This window comes from Rhodococcus sp. NPDC059969 (assembly GCF_042738325.1).
GTDB lineage: Bacteria > Actinomycetota > Actinomycetes > Mycobacteriales > Mycobacteriaceae > Rhodococcus_F.
This window is the reverse complement of sequence record NZ_JBHWUF010000012.1, coordinates 159,788-178,116: the sequence shown is the minus strand read 5'-3', so window position 1 is coordinate 178,116 and position 18,329 is coordinate 159,788. Positions and strand designations below refer to the sequence as shown.

At 62.2% G+C, this 18,329-nt stretch carries 19 protein-coding genes; 9 read left to right on the top strand and 10 right to left on the bottom strand.

Annotation, left to right across the window (positions count from 1 at the left end; all coding sequences use genetic code 11):
• Positions 1-36 precede the first annotated feature (36 nt).
• The 3 genes from ACFWAD_RS26320 to ACFWAD_RS26310 form a co-directional block, all read right to left on the bottom strand.
• A complete protein-coding gene (locus ACFWAD_RS26320; RefSeq protein ID WP_378447100.1) occupies positions 37-864 on the bottom strand; it encodes a heparin-binding hemagglutinin in 828 nt (275 codons plus the stop codon).
• Positions 857-1,363, bottom strand: coding sequence for a helix-turn-helix domain-containing protein (locus ACFWAD_RS26315; RefSeq protein WP_230816898.1), 507 nt, complete (start codon positions 1,361-1,363; stop codon positions 857-859). The genes ACFWAD_RS26320 and ACFWAD_RS26315 overlap by 8 nt, the downstream gene beginning before the upstream one ends.
• 103 nt (positions 1,364-1,466) lie before the next feature.
• On the bottom strand, positions 1,467-2,747 hold the full coding sequence (locus ACFWAD_RS26310) for a DUF445 domain-containing protein (protein WP_378447269.1): 1,281 nt from the start codon (positions 2,745-2,747) through the stop codon (positions 1,467-1,469).
• Positions 2,748-2,918: 171 nt separating this feature from the next.
• On the opposite strand from ACFWAD_RS26310, the gene ACFWAD_RS26305 reads away from it, so the two are divergent.
• Both ACFWAD_RS26305 and ACFWAD_RS26300 read left to right on the top strand, forming a co-directional pair.
• The gene (locus tag ACFWAD_RS26305) at positions 2,919-3,653 is read left to right on the top strand and encodes a TetR/AcrR family transcriptional regulator (protein WP_378537479.1); all 735 of its coding nucleotides are present in this window, start codon (positions 2,919-2,921) and stop codon (positions 3,651-3,653) included.
• Positions 3,654-3,710: 57 nt separating this feature from the next.
• Positions 3,711-4,565 (top strand): polyphosphate kinase 2 family protein, encoded by an 855-nt coding sequence (locus ACFWAD_RS26300; RefSeq protein WP_378549150.1) that lies wholly within the window; start codon positions 3,711-3,713, stop codon positions 4,563-4,565.
• A gap of 46 nt (positions 4,566-4,611) precedes the next feature.
• On the opposite strand, the gene ACFWAD_RS26295 is transcribed toward ACFWAD_RS26300, so the two are convergent.
• On the bottom strand, positions 4,612-4,833 hold the full coding sequence (locus ACFWAD_RS26295; protein WP_230816894.1) for a hypothetical protein: 222 nt from the start codon (positions 4,831-4,833) through the stop codon (positions 4,612-4,614).
• Positions 4,834-4,947: 114 nt separating this feature from the next.
• On the opposite strand from ACFWAD_RS26295, the gene ACFWAD_RS26290 reads away from it, so the two are divergent.
• Positions 4,948-5,517 (top strand): DUF2231 domain-containing protein, encoded by a 570-nt coding sequence (locus ACFWAD_RS26290; protein ID WP_378549147.1) that lies wholly within the window; start codon positions 4,948-4,950, stop codon positions 5,515-5,517.
• A gap of 22 nt (positions 5,518-5,539) precedes the next feature.
• Here ACFWAD_RS26290 and ACFWAD_RS26285 read toward each other — a convergent pair whose 3' ends face one another.
• Entirely contained in the window at positions 5,540-5,953 is a 414-nt protein-coding gene (locus ACFWAD_RS26285) for a DUF6292 family protein (protein ID WP_378447095.1), read from the bottom strand.
• Between the two features lie 120 nt (positions 5,954-6,073).
• Here ACFWAD_RS26285 and ACFWAD_RS26280 point away from each other — a divergent pair, with 120 nt between their 5' ends.
• Positions 6,074-7,342, top strand: coding sequence for a glycosyltransferase (locus ACFWAD_RS26280; RefSeq protein ID WP_378549143.1), 1,269 nt, complete (start codon positions 6,074-6,076; stop codon positions 7,340-7,342).
• Between the two features lie 54 nt (positions 7,343-7,396).
• On the opposite strand, the gene ACFWAD_RS26275 is transcribed toward ACFWAD_RS26280, so the two are convergent.
• Positions 7,397-7,840, bottom strand: coding sequence for an STAS domain-containing protein (locus ACFWAD_RS26275; RefSeq protein ID WP_283304882.1), 444 nt, complete (start codon positions 7,838-7,840; stop codon positions 7,397-7,399).
• Positions 7,841-8,231: 391 nt separating this feature from the next.
• On the opposite strand from ACFWAD_RS26275, the gene ACFWAD_RS26270 reads away from it, so the two are divergent.
• Together ACFWAD_RS26270 and ACFWAD_RS26265 are read left to right on the top strand one after the other, a co-directional pair.
• Positions 8,232-8,663, top strand: coding sequence for an ATP-binding protein (locus ACFWAD_RS26270; RefSeq protein WP_230816889.1), 432 nt, complete (start codon positions 8,232-8,234; stop codon positions 8,661-8,663).
• Positions 8,660-9,454, top strand: coding sequence for an RNA polymerase sigma factor SigF (locus tag ACFWAD_RS26265; RefSeq protein ID WP_020906739.1), 795 nt, complete (start codon positions 8,660-8,662; stop codon positions 9,452-9,454). Before ACFWAD_RS26270 ends, ACFWAD_RS26265 begins: the two co-directional genes overlap by 4 nt.
• Positions 9,455-9,459: 5 nt before the next feature.
• Here ACFWAD_RS26265 and ACFWAD_RS26260 read toward each other — a convergent pair whose 3' ends face one another.
• From ACFWAD_RS26260 to aceA, 4 genes are all read right to left on the bottom strand, one after another.
• A complete protein-coding gene (locus tag ACFWAD_RS26260; protein ID WP_378549140.1) occupies positions 9,460-10,500 on the bottom strand; it encodes an NAD(P)-dependent alcohol dehydrogenase in 1,041 nt (346 codons plus the stop codon).
• Between the two features lie 72 nt (positions 10,501-10,572).
• Positions 10,573-12,879 carry a 5-methyltetrahydropteroyltriglutamate--homocysteine S-methyltransferase gene (gene metE / locus ACFWAD_RS26255; RefSeq protein WP_378549137.1) on the bottom strand — a complete coding sequence of 769 codons (2,307 nt, stop codon included), beginning with the start codon at positions 12,877-12,879 and terminating at the stop codon, positions 10,573-10,575.
• A gap of 92 nt (positions 12,880-12,971) precedes the next feature.
• A complete protein-coding gene (locus tag ACFWAD_RS26250; RefSeq protein ID WP_003941541.1) occupies positions 12,972-13,868 on the bottom strand; it encodes a 3-hydroxybutyryl-CoA dehydrogenase in 897 nt (298 codons plus the stop codon).
• Positions 13,869-14,068: 200 nt separating this feature from the next.
• Positions 14,069-15,358: an isocitrate lyase gene (gene aceA, locus ACFWAD_RS26245; RefSeq protein ID WP_003941533.1), complete on the bottom strand. Its 1,290-nt coding sequence runs from the start codon at positions 15,356-15,358 to the stop codon at positions 14,069-14,071.
• 514 nt (positions 15,359-15,872) lie between these two features.
• Here aceA and ACFWAD_RS26240 point away from each other — a divergent pair.
• From ACFWAD_RS26240 to fmdA, 3 genes are all read left to right on the top strand, one after another.
• Positions 15,873-16,505 (top strand): serine/threonine protein kinase, encoded by a 633-nt coding sequence (locus ACFWAD_RS26240; RefSeq protein ID WP_378549134.1) that lies wholly within the window; start codon positions 15,873-15,875, stop codon positions 16,503-16,505.
• A gap of 79 nt (positions 16,506-16,584) precedes the next feature.
• Positions 16,585-16,872 carry an FmdB family zinc ribbon protein gene (locus ACFWAD_RS26235; RefSeq protein WP_378549131.1) on the top strand — a complete coding sequence of 96 codons (288 nt, stop codon included), beginning with the start codon at positions 16,585-16,587 and terminating at the stop codon, positions 16,870-16,872.
• Positions 16,873-16,953: 81 nt separating this feature from the next.
• Complete coding sequence (fmdA, locus tag ACFWAD_RS26230; RefSeq protein WP_378537453.1) at positions 16,954-18,213, top strand: formamidase; 1,260 nt, start codon at positions 16,954-16,956, stop codon at positions 18,211-18,213.
• Positions 18,214-18,329: the final 116 nt, after the last annotated feature.

Below are 18,329 nucleotides of genomic sequence, written 5' to 3'. Positions count from 1 at the left end.
GAGCGCGGGAGCCTTCGTCAGGTGGGGCTGGGCAAATCAGGCCTTCTTGGCCGGAGCAGCCTTCTTGGCCGGAGCCGGCGCGGTGGCCTTGGCCGGTGCAGCCTTCGCGGGAGCAGCCTTGGCCGGAGCGGCCTTCTTGGCGGCGGTGGTTGCGCGCTCCTGGACGTCGGAAGCAGCAGCGGTCACGCGAGCGGCAGCTTCCTTGGAAGCCTCGTCAGCCTGGTCACCGAGGTCGAGGACCTTCAGCGCGGCCTCGTCGCCTGCGTCGGCAATCTTCTCGCCGGCGTCAGAGATCTTCTCGCCGACCTCTTCTGCGGTGTCGGAGATGCGTCCGGCAGCGCGGCCGGCCAGCTTGGCAGCCTGCTCGCCCACGGCGCGCGTCTGACGAGCAACGGTTCCGAGTGCGTCTTCGGTCAGCTCGACGGCGTCGCCGAGTGCCGACTCTGCAGCTGCGATGCCCTCTTCGACCGCGGGCTGCTTGCGGATGCGCTCGACTGCGTCTTCGCCGCGCTCTGCGAGGGAGTTGTACAGATCGCCGGCAACCTTGAGGTATGCCTCGGCGACCTTGCGGAGCTCCTCGGGTGCGAACTTCTCGCGCAGCTCGGCGAGCTCTTCGGGCAGCTCGGACGGCAGGCCGGCGAGACGCTCACGCAGTGCCTCGACGCTCTCGGCGACGTCACCCTGGACGGAAGCGAGCTTCTCGCGGGCACCGTCGACACGGCCGTTGACGTCACCCTGGGTGTTCTCGGCGCGTTCACGAACCTGAGCAACAACGTCGGCTACGGCCTGGACGACGAGGTCGCCTGCACCGACGGCGGCGTAGAGCGAGGTCTTGACGCTGTCGATGGCGTTCTTGTCAGTCATCTTTTTCTCCTAGTGAAGTCTCGGTGTCTGGAATTGCGGCCGATTCAGCAAAATCGGGCGCTGCGGCTGGTCTGGACGACTCGTTCTCGCGACAGAACGAGTCGTAGATTTCGAGCAGTACTTGCTTCTGCCGTTCGTTGATGGCCGTCTCGGCCAACACCGCGTCCCTGATGGGACTGTGCGGGCGTTGTTCGAGATATCCCGCTTGGACGTACAGGACTTCCGAGGAGACTCGAAGGCCCTTGGCAATTTGCGCCAGTACGTCTGCCGACGGTTTGCGCAATCCGCGTTCGATCTGACTCAGATACGGATTGCTGACGCCGGCGAGTTGAGCAAGTTGGCGCATCGAAACTTGGGCGGCTTCCCGCTGTGCACGAATGAACCCCCCGATGTCGTGTGCCGCAGAGCTGACGACGCGAGCTGCCAAGTCGCTTGCTCCGGCTGCGGCACCGGATGATTCACGATCTCCGTCATCGGAGTTCGTCGACTTCGCTGGCATTGCGTCCTCCCTTTCCAGTGGACATTTCCCAGGATAGGAGAGGGTGCTAACTATTGCAAGCACTATTGCTAGCACTCGTGGTGGACGTCACATACCGGACAGTTCAGCCGAAGATGAGCGTCGAGATCGTATAGATCAGCAGACCGGCGATCGACCCGACGACGGTGCCGTTGATACGGATGAACTGAAGGTCTCGACCGACCTGCAATTCGATCTTTTCGCTTGCTTCGTCGGCATCCCACCGCTCGACCGTGTCGCTGATGACCCCGGTGATCTCGTCGGTGTAGTTCTCCGCGATGTACTTCGTGCCCTGCACCAGCCAGCCATCGACCTTCGCGCGCATGGAGTCGTCGTCGCGCAGCCGAACTCCGAAGCCGGCCACGTTCTCCGCGACCTTGGTTCGCAGGGTGCTGTTCGGATCGTCGACGGACTCCATGATGAGTCGCTTGGCGACCTGCCACGTCGACGACGCCAGACCGGTCACTTCCTCGCGGCCCATGATCTCGGCCTTGATCCCCTCGGCCTTCTTGATGGTCTCCGGGTCGTTCTGAAGATCGTCCGCGAAATCGATCAGGAAGCGGTTGGCGGCGAGGCGCACCTCGTGCTCGGGATTGGAACGGACTTTCCAGGTGAACTCGACGAGCTCCTTGTAGATCTTCTCCCCCAGCATGGCGTCGACGAACTTCGGCGACCATGCCGGCGAATCACGAACGATCACACGATCGATCGTTTCCTGGCTGCCGAGAGCCCACTGATGCGCGCGCTCGGCCAGCAGTTCGATGATCGGCAGCTGCTTGTTGTCCTTGAGAAGCTCACCGAGCACTCGGCCGATCGGCGGTCCCCACATCGGCTCGGCGAGACGCTTCACGATCGTGTTGTCGATGATCTGGGCGATGTCCTCGTCGCGAAGAACCTCGACCATGCCGCGCAGGACGGTCGACGTCTCGGCAGCGACGCGAGCGGCATTGGCAGGTTCAGCCATCCACGTGCCGAGTCGGAGCGGAATCTGCGCCTGCTGCACCTTGGCCGACACAACTTCGGGAGCCAGAAAGTTCTGTCCGACGAACGAACTCAGACTGGCCCCGAGCTGGTCCTTTTTACGCTTGATGATCGCGGTGTGCGGGATGGGAAGCCCCATCGGATGACGGAAGAGCGCGGTGACGGCAAACCAGTCGGCAAGTGCGCCGACCATGCCGGCCTCCGACGCGGCCCGGACGTATCCGACCCACTCTCCGGCACCGCGGGATTCCTGCCACCGGCAGAAGATGTAGACCACCGTCGCGAAGCCGAGGAGGCCCGTGGCGAAGACCTTCATCTTGCGAAGGTCCCGACGCTTGGCGGCGTCGTCGAAGGCGGAGAGGCTCAGTTGCTGCACCCTCGCCATTGTGCCGAAAGGTGTGACGCGGCGTAGCGCGAGCGACACGATGTCTGATTCTGCAGGACCTAATCCCCCCAACTGCCGATGTGAGTGCCCGAGATAAAGGCACGGACATTAAGCTGGAACGGAAAAGTAGACCGATCGGACGTGGCTCGCACCACAGATATGAGATGACTCGTGGCCAAGAATGCCGTGCAGGACAACGAGCAGGTAGACGGCACAGTCGTTGCTGATGCGAAGCCCGAGAAATCCGACGGTCGCAAGCGTCGTTGGCGTGAGCACAAGATCGCTCGACGCGAGGAACTCGTCGACGGCACCATCGCCGCAATCCGGGCGCGCGGGCGTGAGATCGGCATGGACGAGATCGCATCCGAGATCGGTGTCTCCAAGACGGTCCTCTACCGCTACTTCGCCGACAAGAGCGACCTCACCACCGCCACGATGATGCGGTACGTCGAGACCATCCTCTCGCCGCGTATCTACGAAGCGATCAGCGGCGATCTCGACGATTTCGAACTCACTCAGGCCAGCATCACCGCGTACGTCGAGACGGTGGCATCCGACCCGGACATCTACCTCTACGTGATGGCCAACGGCGCCGGCGCCAACCGCGACGTCGTTGCCGACTCCGAGCGCATGATCGCCGAATTGCTCTCCACGGTGTTGGGCAATCGTCTTCGCGAGATGGAGATGGATTCCGGCGGCTCCCTGCCGTGGGCATTCGGGATCGTCGGCGGAATTCAGCTCGCGACGCACTGGTGGATCTCGAACAAGTCGATGTCCGCTGAATCGCTGATCGATTACCTCACGATGATGACGTGGGGCGGCATCACCGGCATTGCGGCGGTCAACGGATCACCGGCCAAGTTCAAGTCGGTTCCGCATCCCCTCGTCAAGCCTGCCGAGGACTGACTCGCCCGAGACCTGACTTTCGGGCCGCAGGGGGCGATCCTGTGGCACTCTTTCGGCATGGCACAAGACTCGCTGTGGGAAACACCGGCCGCCAAGACCTTGCGGGCAGAGCCCGGGTTCGAAATCGATCAACTCGATCGCAACAGCACTCCGGGATTCACCGGAAACAAAGCTGACGGCGAACGCCTGCTCGAGGAGCGCGGCGCGGTTCTGTCCGACCTGCAGGAGTTGCTGTACGCCAACGGCCGGTCCGGGGACAGCCGCTCGATTCTGCTGGTCCTGCAAGGAATGGACACCGCAGGCAAGGGCGGCATGGTCCGGCACGTGATCGGTCACGTGGATCCTTCGGGAGTGCAGCACGCAGCTTTCGGTGTCCCGACCGAAGAGGAAAAGCAACACCACTACCTCTGGCGGATCAAGAAGGAACTGCCCCGCGGCGGCTATCTCGGTGTGTTCGATCGCTCCCACTACGAGGACGTCCTGGTCGTGCGCGTTCACGATCTTGTCCCGGAGGATGTCTGGAGCACGCGCTACGACGAGATCAACCAGTTCGAGAAGGAACTCGTCGACGCCGGAACCACGATCGTGAAGGTCGCGATGTTCGTCTCGCTCGACGAGCAGAAGAAGCGACTGGAAGAACGTCTCGACCGTCCGGACAAGTACTGGAAGTACAACCCGGGCGACGTCACCGAGCGCGGCTTGTGGCCGGCGTATCAGCAGGCGTATCAGGCAATGCTCGACAAGACGTCGACCGAGCACGCGCCGTGGTACGTCGTGCCGTGTGATCGCAAGTGGTACAGCCGAATTGCAGTCACGGAGCTACTGATCGACGCTCTGGAAAAGCTCGATCTAGACTGGCCGCCTGCCAACTTCGACATCGAGGCGGAGAAGGCGCGACTCGCACGGTCCTGATCAGAAGCAGACCTGATCAGAAGCAGCCTGATCAGAAGCAGCCTGATCAGAACAGGTGCGGGGATTCGCGGTGCACTTTGTGGTCGTGACGCACAGTGCTGGCGTACAGGGCTACCGCGAGGCCGATGGACGCGACGCCGGCGAGTCCGGCGATCAATGCCCAACCACCCTGACCTGAGCCTGCCGCCACCAGGAAACTGCCGAGGCAGACCACTGTGGCCAATACCAGGAAATACGACGCCCACGCTGCAAAGAGATTGAGCTTCATCGTTCGCTCCTCCGGTCGGATCTCTTTCGTTTCGACCGTACGCCGGAGCATGACGGTCGACAAGACACTGCCGTCGCGAGGTTTCCCGACGTCTACGCCGGGTAGCCGAATTACATGGACATCGGAACTCTTTATCGCGGAATCGAATCCGCTCGCGGACTGGACGGTCCGTCCACTGGCCTCAGGCGCAGAATCCTCGAGATCACGGAGCGATCCGACCGATCGCGCACTGTCGCCGCACTTCTGCGCGGCGCCGCCGTCGGGCATCCCATCCATCCTGCCCTCGTGACCATTCCGGCGGGTGCCTGGACGGCGTCGCTGATCTTCGATGTTTTAGGCGATCCGCAGACAGCACGACGGCTGATCGGGCTCGGATTGGTTTCGACTCCGCCGGTTCTGCTGACGGGCTGGCTGGACTGGTCCGAACGTGGCGACGTCGCCCGCCGTGTGGGACTGGTGCACGCTGCGTCGAATGCAGTGGGTATCTGGTCCTTTGCTGCGTCGTACAGGCTACGCGGAAAGGACTCACTCGCGCTGGCACGAGTGCTGTCGGTGCTGGGGCTCACCGCGGTCGGCGTCGGTGGTGCGCTCGGCGGTCACATCGTCTTTCGACTCATGGACGATCCGGACGTCGAAGCTGCCTCGACGCCCGTTCTCGATCCCGTCCTGGACGTGGTCAACTGAGCCAATTGAATCTGAATACTGTTCAGGCGTAAGCACTTCCGGAATAGCTCCGCAGTTCTCGCGCGGTCTCGTCCGAATCCGCCAGCGGCCTGTTCATGACCCAATGCGGGCTGCGGGTGCCCAATGTCGCGGCAAAGTCGGCGACGGCACCGGGGGCAGGCACCGCATGTTCTCCCAGATATCCGAGAACGATGAGGTCCTCCCCTGAACGAGTCTCCACGGCCAGGGCCCAACCGCACGTCTCCTCCCAGAGCAACGCCACCTCACGCCCGGGAAAACGCGGCACCGTTCGGTCCAACGCGATGTAGGCTTCCAGGGGGTGTTCGCGCCTGCAACACCATTGCTCGATACCGGCGCCCACGCCGACCGCCACCCGTTGTACGTACCGCTCGAACCCGAGTCCGACGGTTGCGTCGACCAGCATTTGTTCTGTCATCGAACCTCACTCCTCGCCATCGTGTTTGGAATGTGCCCACCGCTGACCACGTCGAAACCCGGTTCAGATCATGGACTCCGGGTATCCCCAGACGAACCGATCAAGTGGAGAGGGGACCCGATGAAGTACTCGCCCGCTATGGCTCCCGGACGAATGCTGAAGATCTCCATGGTGTCGGTGAACGCCGATCCACTCGCGCCGGTGGGCTGCTCGGCAGCTGGTGCACAGAACCTGCACGTCGACGAACTGTCTGCGGCCTTGGTTCGCGCCGGACACGACGTCACCGTCTTCACGCGGCGGGCACACGTCGGTGGGCCAGACCGCGTTCGCGCTCGCGCCGGGTACTGCGTCGACTATCTCGAGGCCGGCCCGACACAGGCTCTCCCGGATGCCGAAATCCTTCCTCACCTGGGAACCTTTGCCAGCATTCTGCGCGCTCAGTGGAGTACCGACCGACCCGATGTGGTGCACTCGCACTTCTGGATGTCTGGTGTGGCAACGGAACTCGCGACCCGCTCGCTCGGTATCCCTGTACTTCAGACATTCCATTCTCTGGGATCTGCGGCGCACCGCCACCTCGGAGCAGCCGACGACAGCCCCTCGGAGCGGACTCACCTGGAACCGTTGATCGCCAGGGGCGCAACCCATGTCATCGCGACCAGTTCGGACGAAATCTTCGATCTGGTTCGGCAGGGATCACCACGATCACGGACCACCATGGTGCCCTCGGGCGTCGACACCGAAGCGTTCACCCCTGAGGGACCCGCCGCGAAGAAGACCGCACCGCATAGATTGATCTGCGTCGGAAGGCTGGTGGAGCAGAAGGGCTTCGATGTTGCCGTCGCCGCGCTGGCTTCGCTGCCCGACACGGAGTTGGTAGTGATCGGTGGGCCGCCCGTCGCACAACTGAGCACCGACGAGGTGGCGATCCGCTTGGTCAAGCTTGCCGAGCGGCTCGGCGTCGCAGATCGAGTCCAATTACTGGGACGGGTTCCGCACCGCCAACTACCGAAATTGATGCGATCGGCCGACGCCCTCGTCTGTACCCCCAGATACGAACCGTTCGGAATCGCGGCTCTGGAGGCGATGGCGTGCGGAGTGCCGGTGGTCGCGACTCCTGTTGGCGGACTGCGGGATACCGTGATCGACGGGCTCACCGGGCGGCGGGTCCCGGTCAACAATCCGGTGGAAACCGCGCGGGCAGTCCGGCATCTTCTCGACTACGAGGACGAAGGCGCAGCGTTTGCACGGCAGAGTCGCGCTCGCGCGTGCGAATCGTATTCGTGGGATCACGTCGCCACCGAAGTGGTCCGAACCTACGGCCGGTGCGTCACAGCACCGCCGAGAGCCCGCCAACACAAGGGCACTCACCGAAGTGAAGTGCACTGACGCTGACGGGCTCTACGAACCTGATTTCACGAAGATTGGAGTGAAGCTGCGGAATCAAGCCGGGAAACGTCGGGTCTCTTCGAGGCCGATCGCATGATCCAGCGACTCGTAGCAGGCAAACATCGACTCCTGACCAGCTGCTTTGAGCAACCTTTGAACCGGGCGAGCGCAGACGAGCGCCAGTGTGCCGCCCACGTCGCGTGATCGCGTCGACAGCACCGACAGTACGGACAAGCCGCACGTCCCCATGAATTCGAGTTCGGAGAGATCAACGACCAGTGTCCGGTCCGCGGCCACGTGGTACGTCAAATAATCGCGAAAAGCATTGGCGCTCATCAGGTCGATCTCGCCACGAACTTGAATAACAGCGGTCTGTGCACTGATGCGGTGCGCGTGAAATGATGCGGTCGCTGTCCCGGTCGCGGGAGGTCCGTAATCAACCGATCCCTTCGCCGCGTTCGTAAAGCCTGAAATAGATGATCCTGGAACAACAGTCATGGTTCTCCCATCCCGCAACGGTTTACACTCTGCAAAAGAGAAGGGACCTCCGAAGGAGACGCACGATGAACGGGTCTCCAGAATTACGGATCAATCCCTCATCGGCTGTGTGCTCAACCTCGGTTTGAAACAGTACGCCAGCATGACCGACGTCACAAGTGCGTTGCGACCATTCGTTTCGGTGCTCCGAACAAAAATGTGGTTTGGTCTGCGGTTCCGTGAGGTAGTCCGATGTTGCGACTGCCAACGGTCGTGAGCAGAACTGTGTCGATTACCCCGGCACCACCATCGACAAAATTTCGTGTTCGGGGGTCACGGTGAAGGTCGAGATGGGTATCGTTCTCGGCACCAGACTTCACGGCGACCCCTGGTACGACGATCCGGAGAACTTATGGCACACCTCAGCGCACTCGAGCCCGATCAGGATCAGACTCAACCAGTCGTGGAGTTGAGGATTCAAGCGACTCTCGATCAGCTGTCGATTTTGCGTGCACTGGCTGCCACCGTTGCCATTCAGGAAAACTTCGACCTCGACGCCATCGCCGACATCAAGCTGGCAATGGACGAGATCTGTACCCACCTGATTGTTCGTGCTGCCCCTGATTCGGTTCTCGTGTGTCGGTTCGTCTTCACTCCCCCGCAACTGCACGTGTCTGTTTCGACGACCACCACGGAGTACGAGGACGGCAGTCAGCGCTCGTTCGGGTGGCACATCCTCACCGAACTGACGGATTCGATTTCGCTCGATCAGGAAGAGAACCTCGGCGGTGCCGGCTACATCACGACCATGAAGTTCACCAAGGCCCTCAGCGGGCGCCTGTGACCGCTTCCGCAGACGGCCCCTCACGCCCGCGTCGGCGGTCCACCGACGAATATCGGGACGTCATACCAGTTTTCGAGGAAATGCGGACCCTCGAACCCCACAGCCCCGAGTACGAACGAGTGCGCACTGCACTCATCACCAGGTGCCTGCCGTTGGCCGAGCACATTGCCAGGCGATTCGACGGGCGCGGTGAGGCGCACGACGATTTGGTTCAGGTGGCACGGCTCGGTCTGGTCAACGCCGTCGACCGTTTCGATTCCACGCGCGGCTCCGATTTCGTCTCGTTCGCAGTTCCCACCGTGATGGGTGAAGTTCGGCGACACTTCCGTGACACCGGTTGGGCATTGCGGGTTCCGCGTCGGATGAAGGAGTTGCATTTCCAACTCGGGCAGGCGATCAGTGAGCTGTCTCAGCAACTCGGGCACGCCCCGACCGTCGACGAGTTGGCCGAGACGTTAGGGATAGAACGCGAAGAAGTCGCCCAGGCGTTGATCGCCGGCAACGCGTACCAAACCGTCTCGGTCGACGGTGCCGCGTCCAATCACACCGACGATCTTCCGCTCGTGGAAACACTCGGTGACTACGACGCAGCACTCGAGAACGTCGAGAATCACGAGGCGTTACGCCCGCTTCTCGACAAGCTTCCCGAACGAGAGCGGACGGTGTTGATGCTCAGATTCTTCGGAAACCTGACGCAGACACAGATCGCCGAGAAAGTCGGCGTATCCCAGATGCACGTGTCGAGATTGCTCGCGAAGACACTGAGTAATCTTCGCGAGCAACTCGACTGAGCGGGTCAGATCGTTGCGGTGTCGATCACGAATCGGTATCGCACATCGCTCTTGATCACGCGCTCGTAAGCGTCGTTGATGTCGCTAGCCGGGATCAGTTCGATTTCTGCACCGATGCCGTGCTCGGCGCAGAAGTCGAGCATCTCCTGTGTCTGCGGGATACCGCCGACCATGGAGCCGGCGAGACTACGACGGTTTGCGGCGAGCGAGAATGCCCGAACTTCGATCGGCTTCTCCGGCAGGCCCAGTTCGACGAGAGTGCCGTTGATGGCGAGCAGGGACATGTAGGCGTCGATGTCGAGATTGACCGAGACCGTGTTGAGGATGAGATCGAACTCGCCGCGAAGAGCCTTGAACGTCTCACGGTCGTTGGTCGCGTAGTAGTGATCGGCGCCGAGGCGAAGCCCGTCGTCTTTCTTGCCGAGCGTCTGGCTCAGGACGGTGACTTCCGCTCCGAGCGCCTTGGCGATCTTCACACCGACGTGACCGAGGCCGCCGAAACCGATGATGGCGACCTTCTTGCCGGGGCCGGCGTTCCAGTGCCGCAGCGGTGAGTACAAGGTGATGCCTGCGCACAGGAGCGGCGCGGCAACGTCGAGTTCGATGCCCTCCGGGATCGAGAGAACAAAATGCTCGGTGACGACGATGTGCGTCGAGTAGCCGCCCTGAGTGCGCTCACCGTCGCGGCCGGTGGCGTTGTAGGTACCCGTCACACCCTTGCGGCAGTACTGCTCTTCGCCGGCGGCGCAGGCGTCGCACTCCCCGCACGAGTCGACGAAGCAGCCGACGCCGACGCGGTCGCCGACCTTGTGCTTGGTGACATCGGAACCCACGGCGGCGACGACGCCGGCGATTTCGTGTCCGGGGACGATCGGGTACTTGGCTCCGCCCCACTCGTTGCGAGCGGTGTGGATGTCGGAATGGCAGATGCCGGCAAATTTGATGTCGATGAGAATGTCCAGTGGACCGAGCTCGCGGCGTTCGACGGTGGTCTTCTCGAGCGGACCGTCAGCAGACGTCGCGGCATAAGCAGCAGCAGTAACCATGCAGACATGCCTACCCGTGCATGGAGGGACCTGCAACTCGCAGGCCCCTCCATGACTAGTTCTTTACGTGACTTACTCGGCGTCGCGCTCGGCTTGCTCGGCGCGACGACGCAAGCGCCTCGCGGCCGCAACCATGTTGCGCAGCGAAGGCTCGAGCTGCCACGGATGGCGGGTCTTGAGGCCGCCGTCCGGGTTTGCCCACAAACGATCGAGAGAGATCGATTCGCTTGCCTCGGTGAGCAATTCGTCGAGCTCGTCGATGTCGGGAATCCGAGCCGAACGAGATTCGTAGACGCCGGGGCCGACGCCGTGTGTGAGCGCGCCTTCCTTGAGTGCTTCGAGAACCCACGTGATGGAGCGGGTCGCGACGATAGCCGTCACATCTGCGTCCAACCGTTCGATGGCGTCGACCACCGACGACCGAGCGGAGTACGTCAGATGTGTGTGGATCTGTGTTTCCGGCTTCGCTCCACCTGTTGCCAGACGGAACGCGTCGACGGCCCACTCCAGGTAGGCCTCCCGGCCGTCCTCACGCAGTGGCAGCAGTTCACGAATTGCCGGCTCGTCCACCTGGATGATGGCGATTCCGGCGGCTTCGAGATCCGCGATTTCGTCTCGAATGACAAGTGCCAGTTGCTCTGCCGTTTCGTAGAGCGGCTGATCCTGACGCACGAACGAACGAGCGATCATGGTGACCGGACCCGTCAGCATGCCCTTGACCGGCTTGTCGGTCAGCGACTGCGCGTACGCAATCCACTCGACCGTCATCGGCTTCGGACGTGCGATGTCTCCGTAGAGAATCGGCGGACGCGTACAACGAGATCCGTAGGCCTGAACCCAACCGTTGTGCGTGAAGGCATAGCCCTCGAGCAGTTCGGCGAAGTACTGGACCATGTCGTTGCGCTCGTGCTCGCCGTGCACGAAAACATCGAGACCGATGTCCTCTTGCAGACGGATTGTGCGCTCGATCTCTTCCTGGATGCGCTTGTAGTAGTCGTCCCACTCCAAGCGCCCCTGGCCGAGTTCGTAACGAGCCTGGCGAATCGCGTCGGTCTGCGGGAACGAACCCAGTGTCTGAGCCGGAACCAAAGGCAGGTTCAACCGTTCCTGCTGAGCTTTGCGACGCTCCTCGTACGGTGCACGCACACGATCTTCGGGCTTGATCGCGTTGACCCGAGCACGGACTGCGTGCTTGAGCTTGAAGTGCACCTTCGTCGGACGCTTACGCCACTTGTCCGAAGGACCTTCGGTGAGCGCCTTCGCCAGTGAGACGACCTCGCCGACCTTCTGCTTCGCAAAAGCCAAACGGTCTGCGACGTCTCCCGGAATGTCGTACTCGGAGAGCACGTCGTACGGCACGTGCAGCAGCGACGACGACGTGGAGACGACGAGGTCAGGCACGACGTCCTTGAGTTCGTTCAGGTACGTCAACGTGTTGAACCGGTCGACGCGCCACACGTTACGACCGTCGACGACGCCTGCGTAGATGCGCTTGCGCTTGATGTTCGGCACCGCGGCCAGTTCCTCGGCCGTGATCTTGCCGTGCACCAAGTCCAGACCGAAGGCCTCGATCTTGGTGGGCGCCAAGATGTTGAGGGCTTCGCCGAACTTGCCGTACGGACCCGTCACCAACAGGCGCGGGCGCAGCGGAGCCGTCGAAAGCTTCTCGTATGCACGTCCCAGAGCGGCGAGCTCGTCGGCGGTGCGGTCCTCGGTCACCGAAGGCTCGTCCAACTGAACACAGGTGGCACCGGCCTTGGCGAGCTGCTCGAAGAGCTTCTCGTACTCGGGCAGGATTGCGTCCAACAGATCGAGTGGGGTGAAGTTCGGATCTGACTTCTCGGTGGCGGGCCCGACCTTCGAAAGCAGAAGCAGCGAAACGGGTCCCATGATGACGGGGCGCAATTCGATGCCGCGCGCCTTCGCACGTTCGAACTCGTCGAGCAGTGCTTCCGAGTTGAGCGAGAACACCGTGTTCGCGTCGATCTCGGGCTGACGGTAGTAGTAGTTCGTGCCGAAGAAGCGCACCAGCTCGAGAGGCGGGAAGTCGGGGCGACCGCGGGCCATCGTGAAGTAGAAATCGAGCGGATCGAGTGCGCCCTCGAGCGGCTTGAACCGCTCCGGCACTGCGCCGAAAAGCAGCGCATTGTCGAGCACGTGATCGTAGAAGGAGAAGGTGTTGCCGGGAACCTGGCTCAATCCCGTCGCAGCCAATTCGCTCCAGGTCGATTCCTGGAGTTCCTTGGCGACCGCGAGGAGTGCGTCCTTGTCCGAAGTGCCGTGCCAGTAGGACTCGAGGGCGCGCTTGAGCTCACGGCGCGGCCCGATGCGCGGATACCCCAGGACGCTGGAGCCGAATGCTGCAGTGCTGCTGGACATGCGGTCGACCTTTCTAACCGAGGGGCGCGAGCGCCCTGTGCGCGTTTATGGAGTCTCTACACTCCACAAACGCGCACAGGGGGCTTTGGGCCTTAGCTTGCCTGCTTGGTGGAGCGACCGTTGTCGGCGTATTCGTAGAAGCCCGCGCCGGACTTCTTGCCGGTCAATCCGGCTTCGACCATACGCAGGAGCAGCGGCGGAGCGGAGTACAGCGGCTCCTTGAACTCTTCGTACATGGAGTCGGCGATGGACTTGACGGTGTCGAGGCCGACCAGGTCGGTCAGCGCCAGCGGACCCATGGGGTGCGCGAGGCCCAGAACCGTTGCCTTGTCGATGTCTTCCTTGGTTGCGAAGCCCGACTCGACCATGCGGATCGCCGAGAGCAGGTACGGCACCAGGAGTGCGTTGACGACGAAGCCGGAGCGGTCGGCACTGCGCACGACCTGCTTGCCCAGGATGTCGCTGGCAAAAGCCTCGGCGCGCTGCGAGACGGAGGCACTGGTCTTGAGCGTCGTCACCAATTCGACGAGCGGCAGAACCGGCACCGGGTTGAAGAAGTGCATACCGATGACTCGCTCGGGACGCTTGGTCGAGATGCCGAGTTTCATGATCGGGATCGACGACGTGTTGGACGCGAGAACCGCATCCGGGTCCGTCACGACCGCGTCGAGCTCGGCGAAGATTTCGCTCTTGATCTTCTCGTCTTCGACGACGGCCTCCACGACGAGCTGGCGGTCCGCGAAATCTCCCAGATCGGAGGTGAAACGCAGACGCCATGCGGCCTGCTCACGCTCGCGTTCTGTGATCTTTCCGCTGCTCACGCCGCGGTCGAGCGAACGCAGGATGCGTGAACGCCCGGCTGCTGCAAGCTCGCGAGTCTGCTCGAAGACCAGAACATCGACATGTGCGCGGGCGCACACCTCGGCGATTCCGGCACCCATGATTCCGGCGCCGATAACGCCGACGCGCTGAATTTTTTCGCTGGTCACGTCAGCTCCTTGTTTGTCTCGTGGAGTTTGTCTGGTGAAGGTTTTGCAGTCTGAAGGTGTTGCAAAGAAAGCACTTCGAACTGCGTCGACGCTGGTGGCCGATGCAATTGGAACTGCCTTGAAGACGAGAGAAAGTAGATCGGTGATACAAGCAGGGGAGAGACCCGAACCCGAGCCTCTCCCCCACCCGAAGTCAGTTCTTAGTGGAACTGGCCCTCTTCGGTGGAGCCCTTGAGAGCTGCCGTCGAGGTGTTGGGGTCAACGGTGGTGGCGATGGTGTCGAAGTAGCCGGCGCCAACCTCACGCTGGTGCTTGATGGCGGTGAAGCCACGCTCTTCAGCAGCCTTGAACTCGCGCTCCTGCAGGTCGACGAATGCCGTCATGCCTTCGCGGGCGTAGCCGTAGGCCAGGTCGAACATGCCGTAGTTGAGCGAGTGGAAGCCGGCCAGCGTGATGAACTGGAACTTGAAGCCCATTGCGCCGAGCTCCTTCTGGAACTTCGCGATGGTCGCGTCGTCCAGGTGCGCCTTCCAGTTGAAGGAAGGGGAGCAGTTGTAGGCCAGGAGCTGGTCCGGGAATTCGCTGCGAACGGACTCGGCGAACTTCTTTGCAACCTCGAGATCCGGCACGCCGGTCTCCATCCAGATGAGGTCTGCGTACGGTGCGTAAGCCTTGGCGCGAGCGATGCAGGGCTCGATGCCGTTCTTGACGCCGTAGAAGCCTTCAGCCGTGCGGGTTCCGTCGAGGAACGGGCGGTCACGCTCGTCCACGTCGGAGGTGATGAGGGTTGCAGCCTCAGCGTCGGTGCGGGCGATGATGACGGACGGAACGTCCGCAACGTCGGAAGCCAGGCGAGCCGAGGTCAGGGTGCGGATGTGCTGCTGCGTCGGGATGAGCACCTTGCCACCGAGGTGGCCGCACTTCTTCTCCGAAGCGAGCTGATCCTCCCAGTGGACACCGGCAGCGCCGGCGCCGATCATGGCCTTCTGCAGCTCGTAAGCGTTGAGAGCGCCACCGAAGCCGGCTTCGGCGTCGGCAACGATCGGAGCGAGCCAGTTGCTGACGGAGGTGTCACCCTCGGTCTTGGCGATCTCGTCGGCGCGCAGCAGTGCGTTGTTGATGCGACGGACGACGGTCGGAACCGAGTTGGCCGGGTAGAGGCTCTGGTCCGGGTACGTGTGGCCCGAGAGGTTCGCATCGCCGGCAACCTGCCAACCGGAAAGGTAGATGGCCTTCAGGCCGGCGCGAACCTGCTGCACAGCCATGTTGCCGGTAAGTGCACCGAGGGAGTTGATGTAGTCCTCGTTGTTCACGAGATCCCACAGGATCTCGGATCCGCGACGAGCGAGGGTCTGCTCCTCGACGACGGTGCCCTGGAGCTTGACGACCTGATCGGCCGTGTAGTTACGAGTAACGCCCTTCCAGCGAGGGTTGGTGTCCCAATCCTGCTGGAGCTCAGCTGCGGTCTTCGGGGTGCCGGTGGTCGACATCAAGACTCCATCTCTTTGATCTGCTGGTCCGGCCTGTTGTGAGCAGTACGTGCGTACTACTTCACATACTTGCCAGGCCCTTCTTGTGTACTTACCGAGAATGGCACATCGAAAAAGTGCCGTCTACCTGTTGCTAATGCCAATCTTCGCTACCTTTTCAACACACTTTGCTAAGTCTGTGAAGATTCCTACACGGCGAGCACTACCCATTCGGACAGGTTCCGTACTGGCGAGTAGCAATGAAACCGCAGGCTGTGAACGAAATGCACTCAACTCCGCCACTGGTGAATTACGCCTGTTCGCGCAGCGCACGGAACGGGCCTGTCCGCTACTTCGGAGCCAACTTCATTGCCCGCAAGTGACCGCAATCACTTCGTCGCAACGGCATTCGCGCGAGCACTTTCCCGAGATCGAGGTCTCGCAAAGCCCCCGACAACCCGATCGCCGGCCATATGCTGTCGAACCATGACTTGTCGTTCGACGCCCTCGACACCACTGAACGGGCGATAAAGCTGTGCCGGACAACTATCAACAGCCACCGAACAACCAGGCATGGTCGCAATCCGGGCCTCAACCGCCGCAGTTGGGATACCGGGCCGCGCCGCAGTCCTATCCCCCACCGCAGGGATTCCCGCCTGGTCCGCCACGTGGAAATCCGCCGCCACGACGACCCGGCTGGGTGATTCCGGTATCGATCATCGGTGTCATCACCGTGTTGGCTCTCTTCGGCGGGCTTGCATGGGTTCTGTGGCCGAAGGACGTCCCCAACTCGACAGCCGGTGGAGCCGCCCACTCCACCACCGCCGCCGCGAACACACCCGGCACCGCCGGTGCCACGACAACTGCTCCCAGCACGACATCCCCGACGACCACACGCGCCGCGAACTTCCCGGCAGGCGCGTCCACCTGCCCCGGCGGGCAACCGGCGGGAAGTTACAAGGAGTCCGCGACCAGTGGGGGCAAAACTTCGTGCGAGTTTGCCGAGGCAGTTCGGATCGCCTACGGAAACTCCGGTGCCGCCGGTCGATCCAGCACGGTCTCCGCACGTAGTCCGGTGACCGGCAAGGAGTACACGATGGCGTGCAAGGTGGCCTCCGGCATCGTCACATGTACCGGCGGAGACAACGCGGTTGTGTACTTGCGCTGACGTGCACACTTGCGGCGGTAGCAACCCGGCGCTTGTCGTTCCAGTGTCGTACTGACGGATCCTCCGATAGCGTGACCGCATGCCCCTGTACGAGTTTCGCTGTACCGGCTGCGGCCCACTCGAGCGGTCGTTCGCGATGGCCGAAGTGCCCCAGTCGATCAGTTGCCCCCAGTGCAGTCTCGAGTCCAAGCGAATGGTCTCGTCACCCCGGTTAAGTCACGCATCGTCGGCCGCGATGGGTCTGTTGGACAGCACGGCTCGATCGGCTCACGAGCCTGCCGTGGTCAGTGGGTCACTACCCGGCGGCGGCCGAAAAACTGCCCCGACCACATCCAATCCGTTGCACCGCACGCTACCTCGCCCCTGAGCACCCTCGCCGCGAGTCACGATCCGACACGAAAGTCCTGCCGCCACGAGTTTTCCGTTTCTTCGAGAATGAGGAGTGCATATGCCTGAACTGCTGTTTCCACTCGATTCCGCCAAGAAATTCACCGACCAGGCGATCGTCGGCCACAATCGGTGGCACCCGGACATCCCGGCAGCGGTGACGGTGAAACCCGGTGATGCGTTTCGTGTCCATTGCCGCGAATGGTTCGACGGCGCAATCCACAACGACGACTCCGCCGACGACATTCTCAATGCACCACTGACCACGGTCCACACGCTGTCCGGCCCCTTTTCCGTCGAAGGCGCGAAGCCCGGCGACCTGCTGATCGTCGACATCTTGGATATCGGTCCTATCCCCCAAGAGGATTCGGGTCCGTTGGCCGGCCAAGGCTGGGGGTACACCGGCATCTTCCCTCGGAACAACGGCGGCGGATTCCTCACCGAACAGTTCCCCGACGCGTACAAGGCTGTCTGGGATTTCTCCGGACAAACGGCGACGTCGCGCCACATTCCGCACGTCTCGTTCACAGGCATCGTCCACCCGGGACTCATGGGCACGGCTCCGTCGGCAGCCCTGCTCGCCAAGTGGAATGCCCGCGAGGGCGCCCTGATTGCCACCGACCCCAATCGGGTTCCCCCGCTTGCGCTTCCGCCCGAGCCCCGCGATGCCGTTCTGGGAACCTTGACCGGTGACGAGTACACACGCGTGGCCGGCGAAGCGGCTCGCACCGCTCCCCCGCGCGAGAACGGCGGAAACCAGGACATCAAGAACCTCACCAAGGGCAGCCGAATCTTCTATCCGGTGTTCGTTGACGGTGCGAATTTGTCGGTCGGCGATCTTCACTTCTCCCAGGGCGACGGCGAGATCACGTTCTGCGGTGCCATCGAGATGGGCGGCTTCATCGACCTTCGTGTGGACATCATCAAGGGCGGCATGGATACCTACGGCGTTTCCGAGAACGCGATCTTCATGCCGGGCAACACGGATCCGCAGTATTCCGAGTGGCTTGCATTCTCGGGCACTTCTGTCACGTTGGACGGTGAACAGAAGTACCTGGATTCACATCTGTCGTACCAGCGTGCGTGCCTGCATGCGATCGAATACCTGACCAAGTTCGGCTACGCACCGGAGCAGGCGTACCTGCTACTCGGTGCGGCACCGATCGAGGGTCGTCTGTCGGGCGTCGTAGATATCCCCAACTCGTGTTCGACGGTGTATCTCCCGACAGCGATCTTCGACTTCCCGCTCGCACCGTCGTCGAGCGGACCGTTCCAGATCGATCCCGGAATTGGCGCCCCGCGTTCGGAGAACAAAATCTAGGCCTCCGGCCCGTGAGTGGTTAGGGAGTGCCGAGGCTCCTCAACCACTCACGGGGGCGGAGCCCCTGTGCGAAGACTGCGAACCCACCTTTGCGAAGCAGGACCGTCGCTCGTATC

Coding starts and splice junctions, on each gene's coding strand:
- ACFWAD_RS26320 (WP_378447100.1), bottom strand. CDS start 864: ATGACTGACAAGAACGCCATCGACAGCGTCAAGACCTCGCTCTACGCC.
- ACFWAD_RS26315 (WP_230816898.1), bottom strand. CDS start 1,363: ATGCCAGCGAAGTCGACGAACTCCGATGACGGAGATCGTGAATCATCC.
- ACFWAD_RS26310 (WP_378447269.1), bottom strand. CDS start 2,747: ATGGCGAGGGTGCAGCAACTGAGCCTCTCCGCCTTCGACGACGCCGCC.
- ACFWAD_RS26300 (WP_378549150.1), top strand. CDS start 3,711: ATGGCACAAGACTCGCTGTGGGAAACACCGGCCGCCAAGACCTTGCGG.
- ACFWAD_RS26295 (WP_230816894.1), bottom strand. CDS start 4,833: ATGAAGCTCAATCTCTTTGCAGCGTGGGCGTCGTATTTCCTGGTATTG.
- ACFWAD_RS26290 (WP_378549147.1), top strand. CDS start 4,948: ATGGACATCGGAACTCTTTATCGCGGAATCGAATCCGCTCGCGGACTG.
- ACFWAD_RS26285 (WP_378447095.1), bottom strand. CDS start 5,953: ATGACAGAACAAATGCTGGTCGACGCAACCGTCGGACTCGGGTTCGAG.
- ACFWAD_RS26280 (WP_378549143.1), top strand. CDS start 6,074: ATGAAGTACTCGCCCGCTATGGCTCCCGGACGAATGCTGAAGATCTCC.
- ACFWAD_RS26275 (WP_283304882.1), bottom strand. CDS start 7,840: ATGACTGTTGTTCCAGGATCATCTATTTCAGGCTTTACGAACGCGGCG.
- ACFWAD_RS26270 (WP_230816889.1), top strand. CDS start 8,232: ATGGCACACCTCAGCGCACTCGAGCCCGATCAGGATCAGACTCAACCA.
- ACFWAD_RS26260 (WP_378549140.1), bottom strand. CDS start 10,500: ATGGTTACTGCTGCTGCTTATGCCGCGACGTCTGCTGACGGTCCGCTC.
- metE (WP_378549137.1), bottom strand. CDS start 12,879: ATGTCCAGCAGCACTGCAGCATTCGGCTCCAGCGTCCTGGGGTATCCG.
- aceA (WP_003941533.1), bottom strand. CDS start 15,358: ATGTCGACCACCGGCACCCCGAAGACCGCAGCTGAGCTCCAGCAGGAT.
- ACFWAD_RS26235 (WP_378549131.1), top strand. CDS start 16,585: ATGCCCCTGTACGAGTTTCGCTGTACCGGCTGCGGCCCACTCGAGCGG.
- fmdA (WP_378537453.1), top strand. CDS start 16,954: ATGCCTGAACTGCTGTTTCCACTCGATTCCGCCAAGAAATTCACCGAC.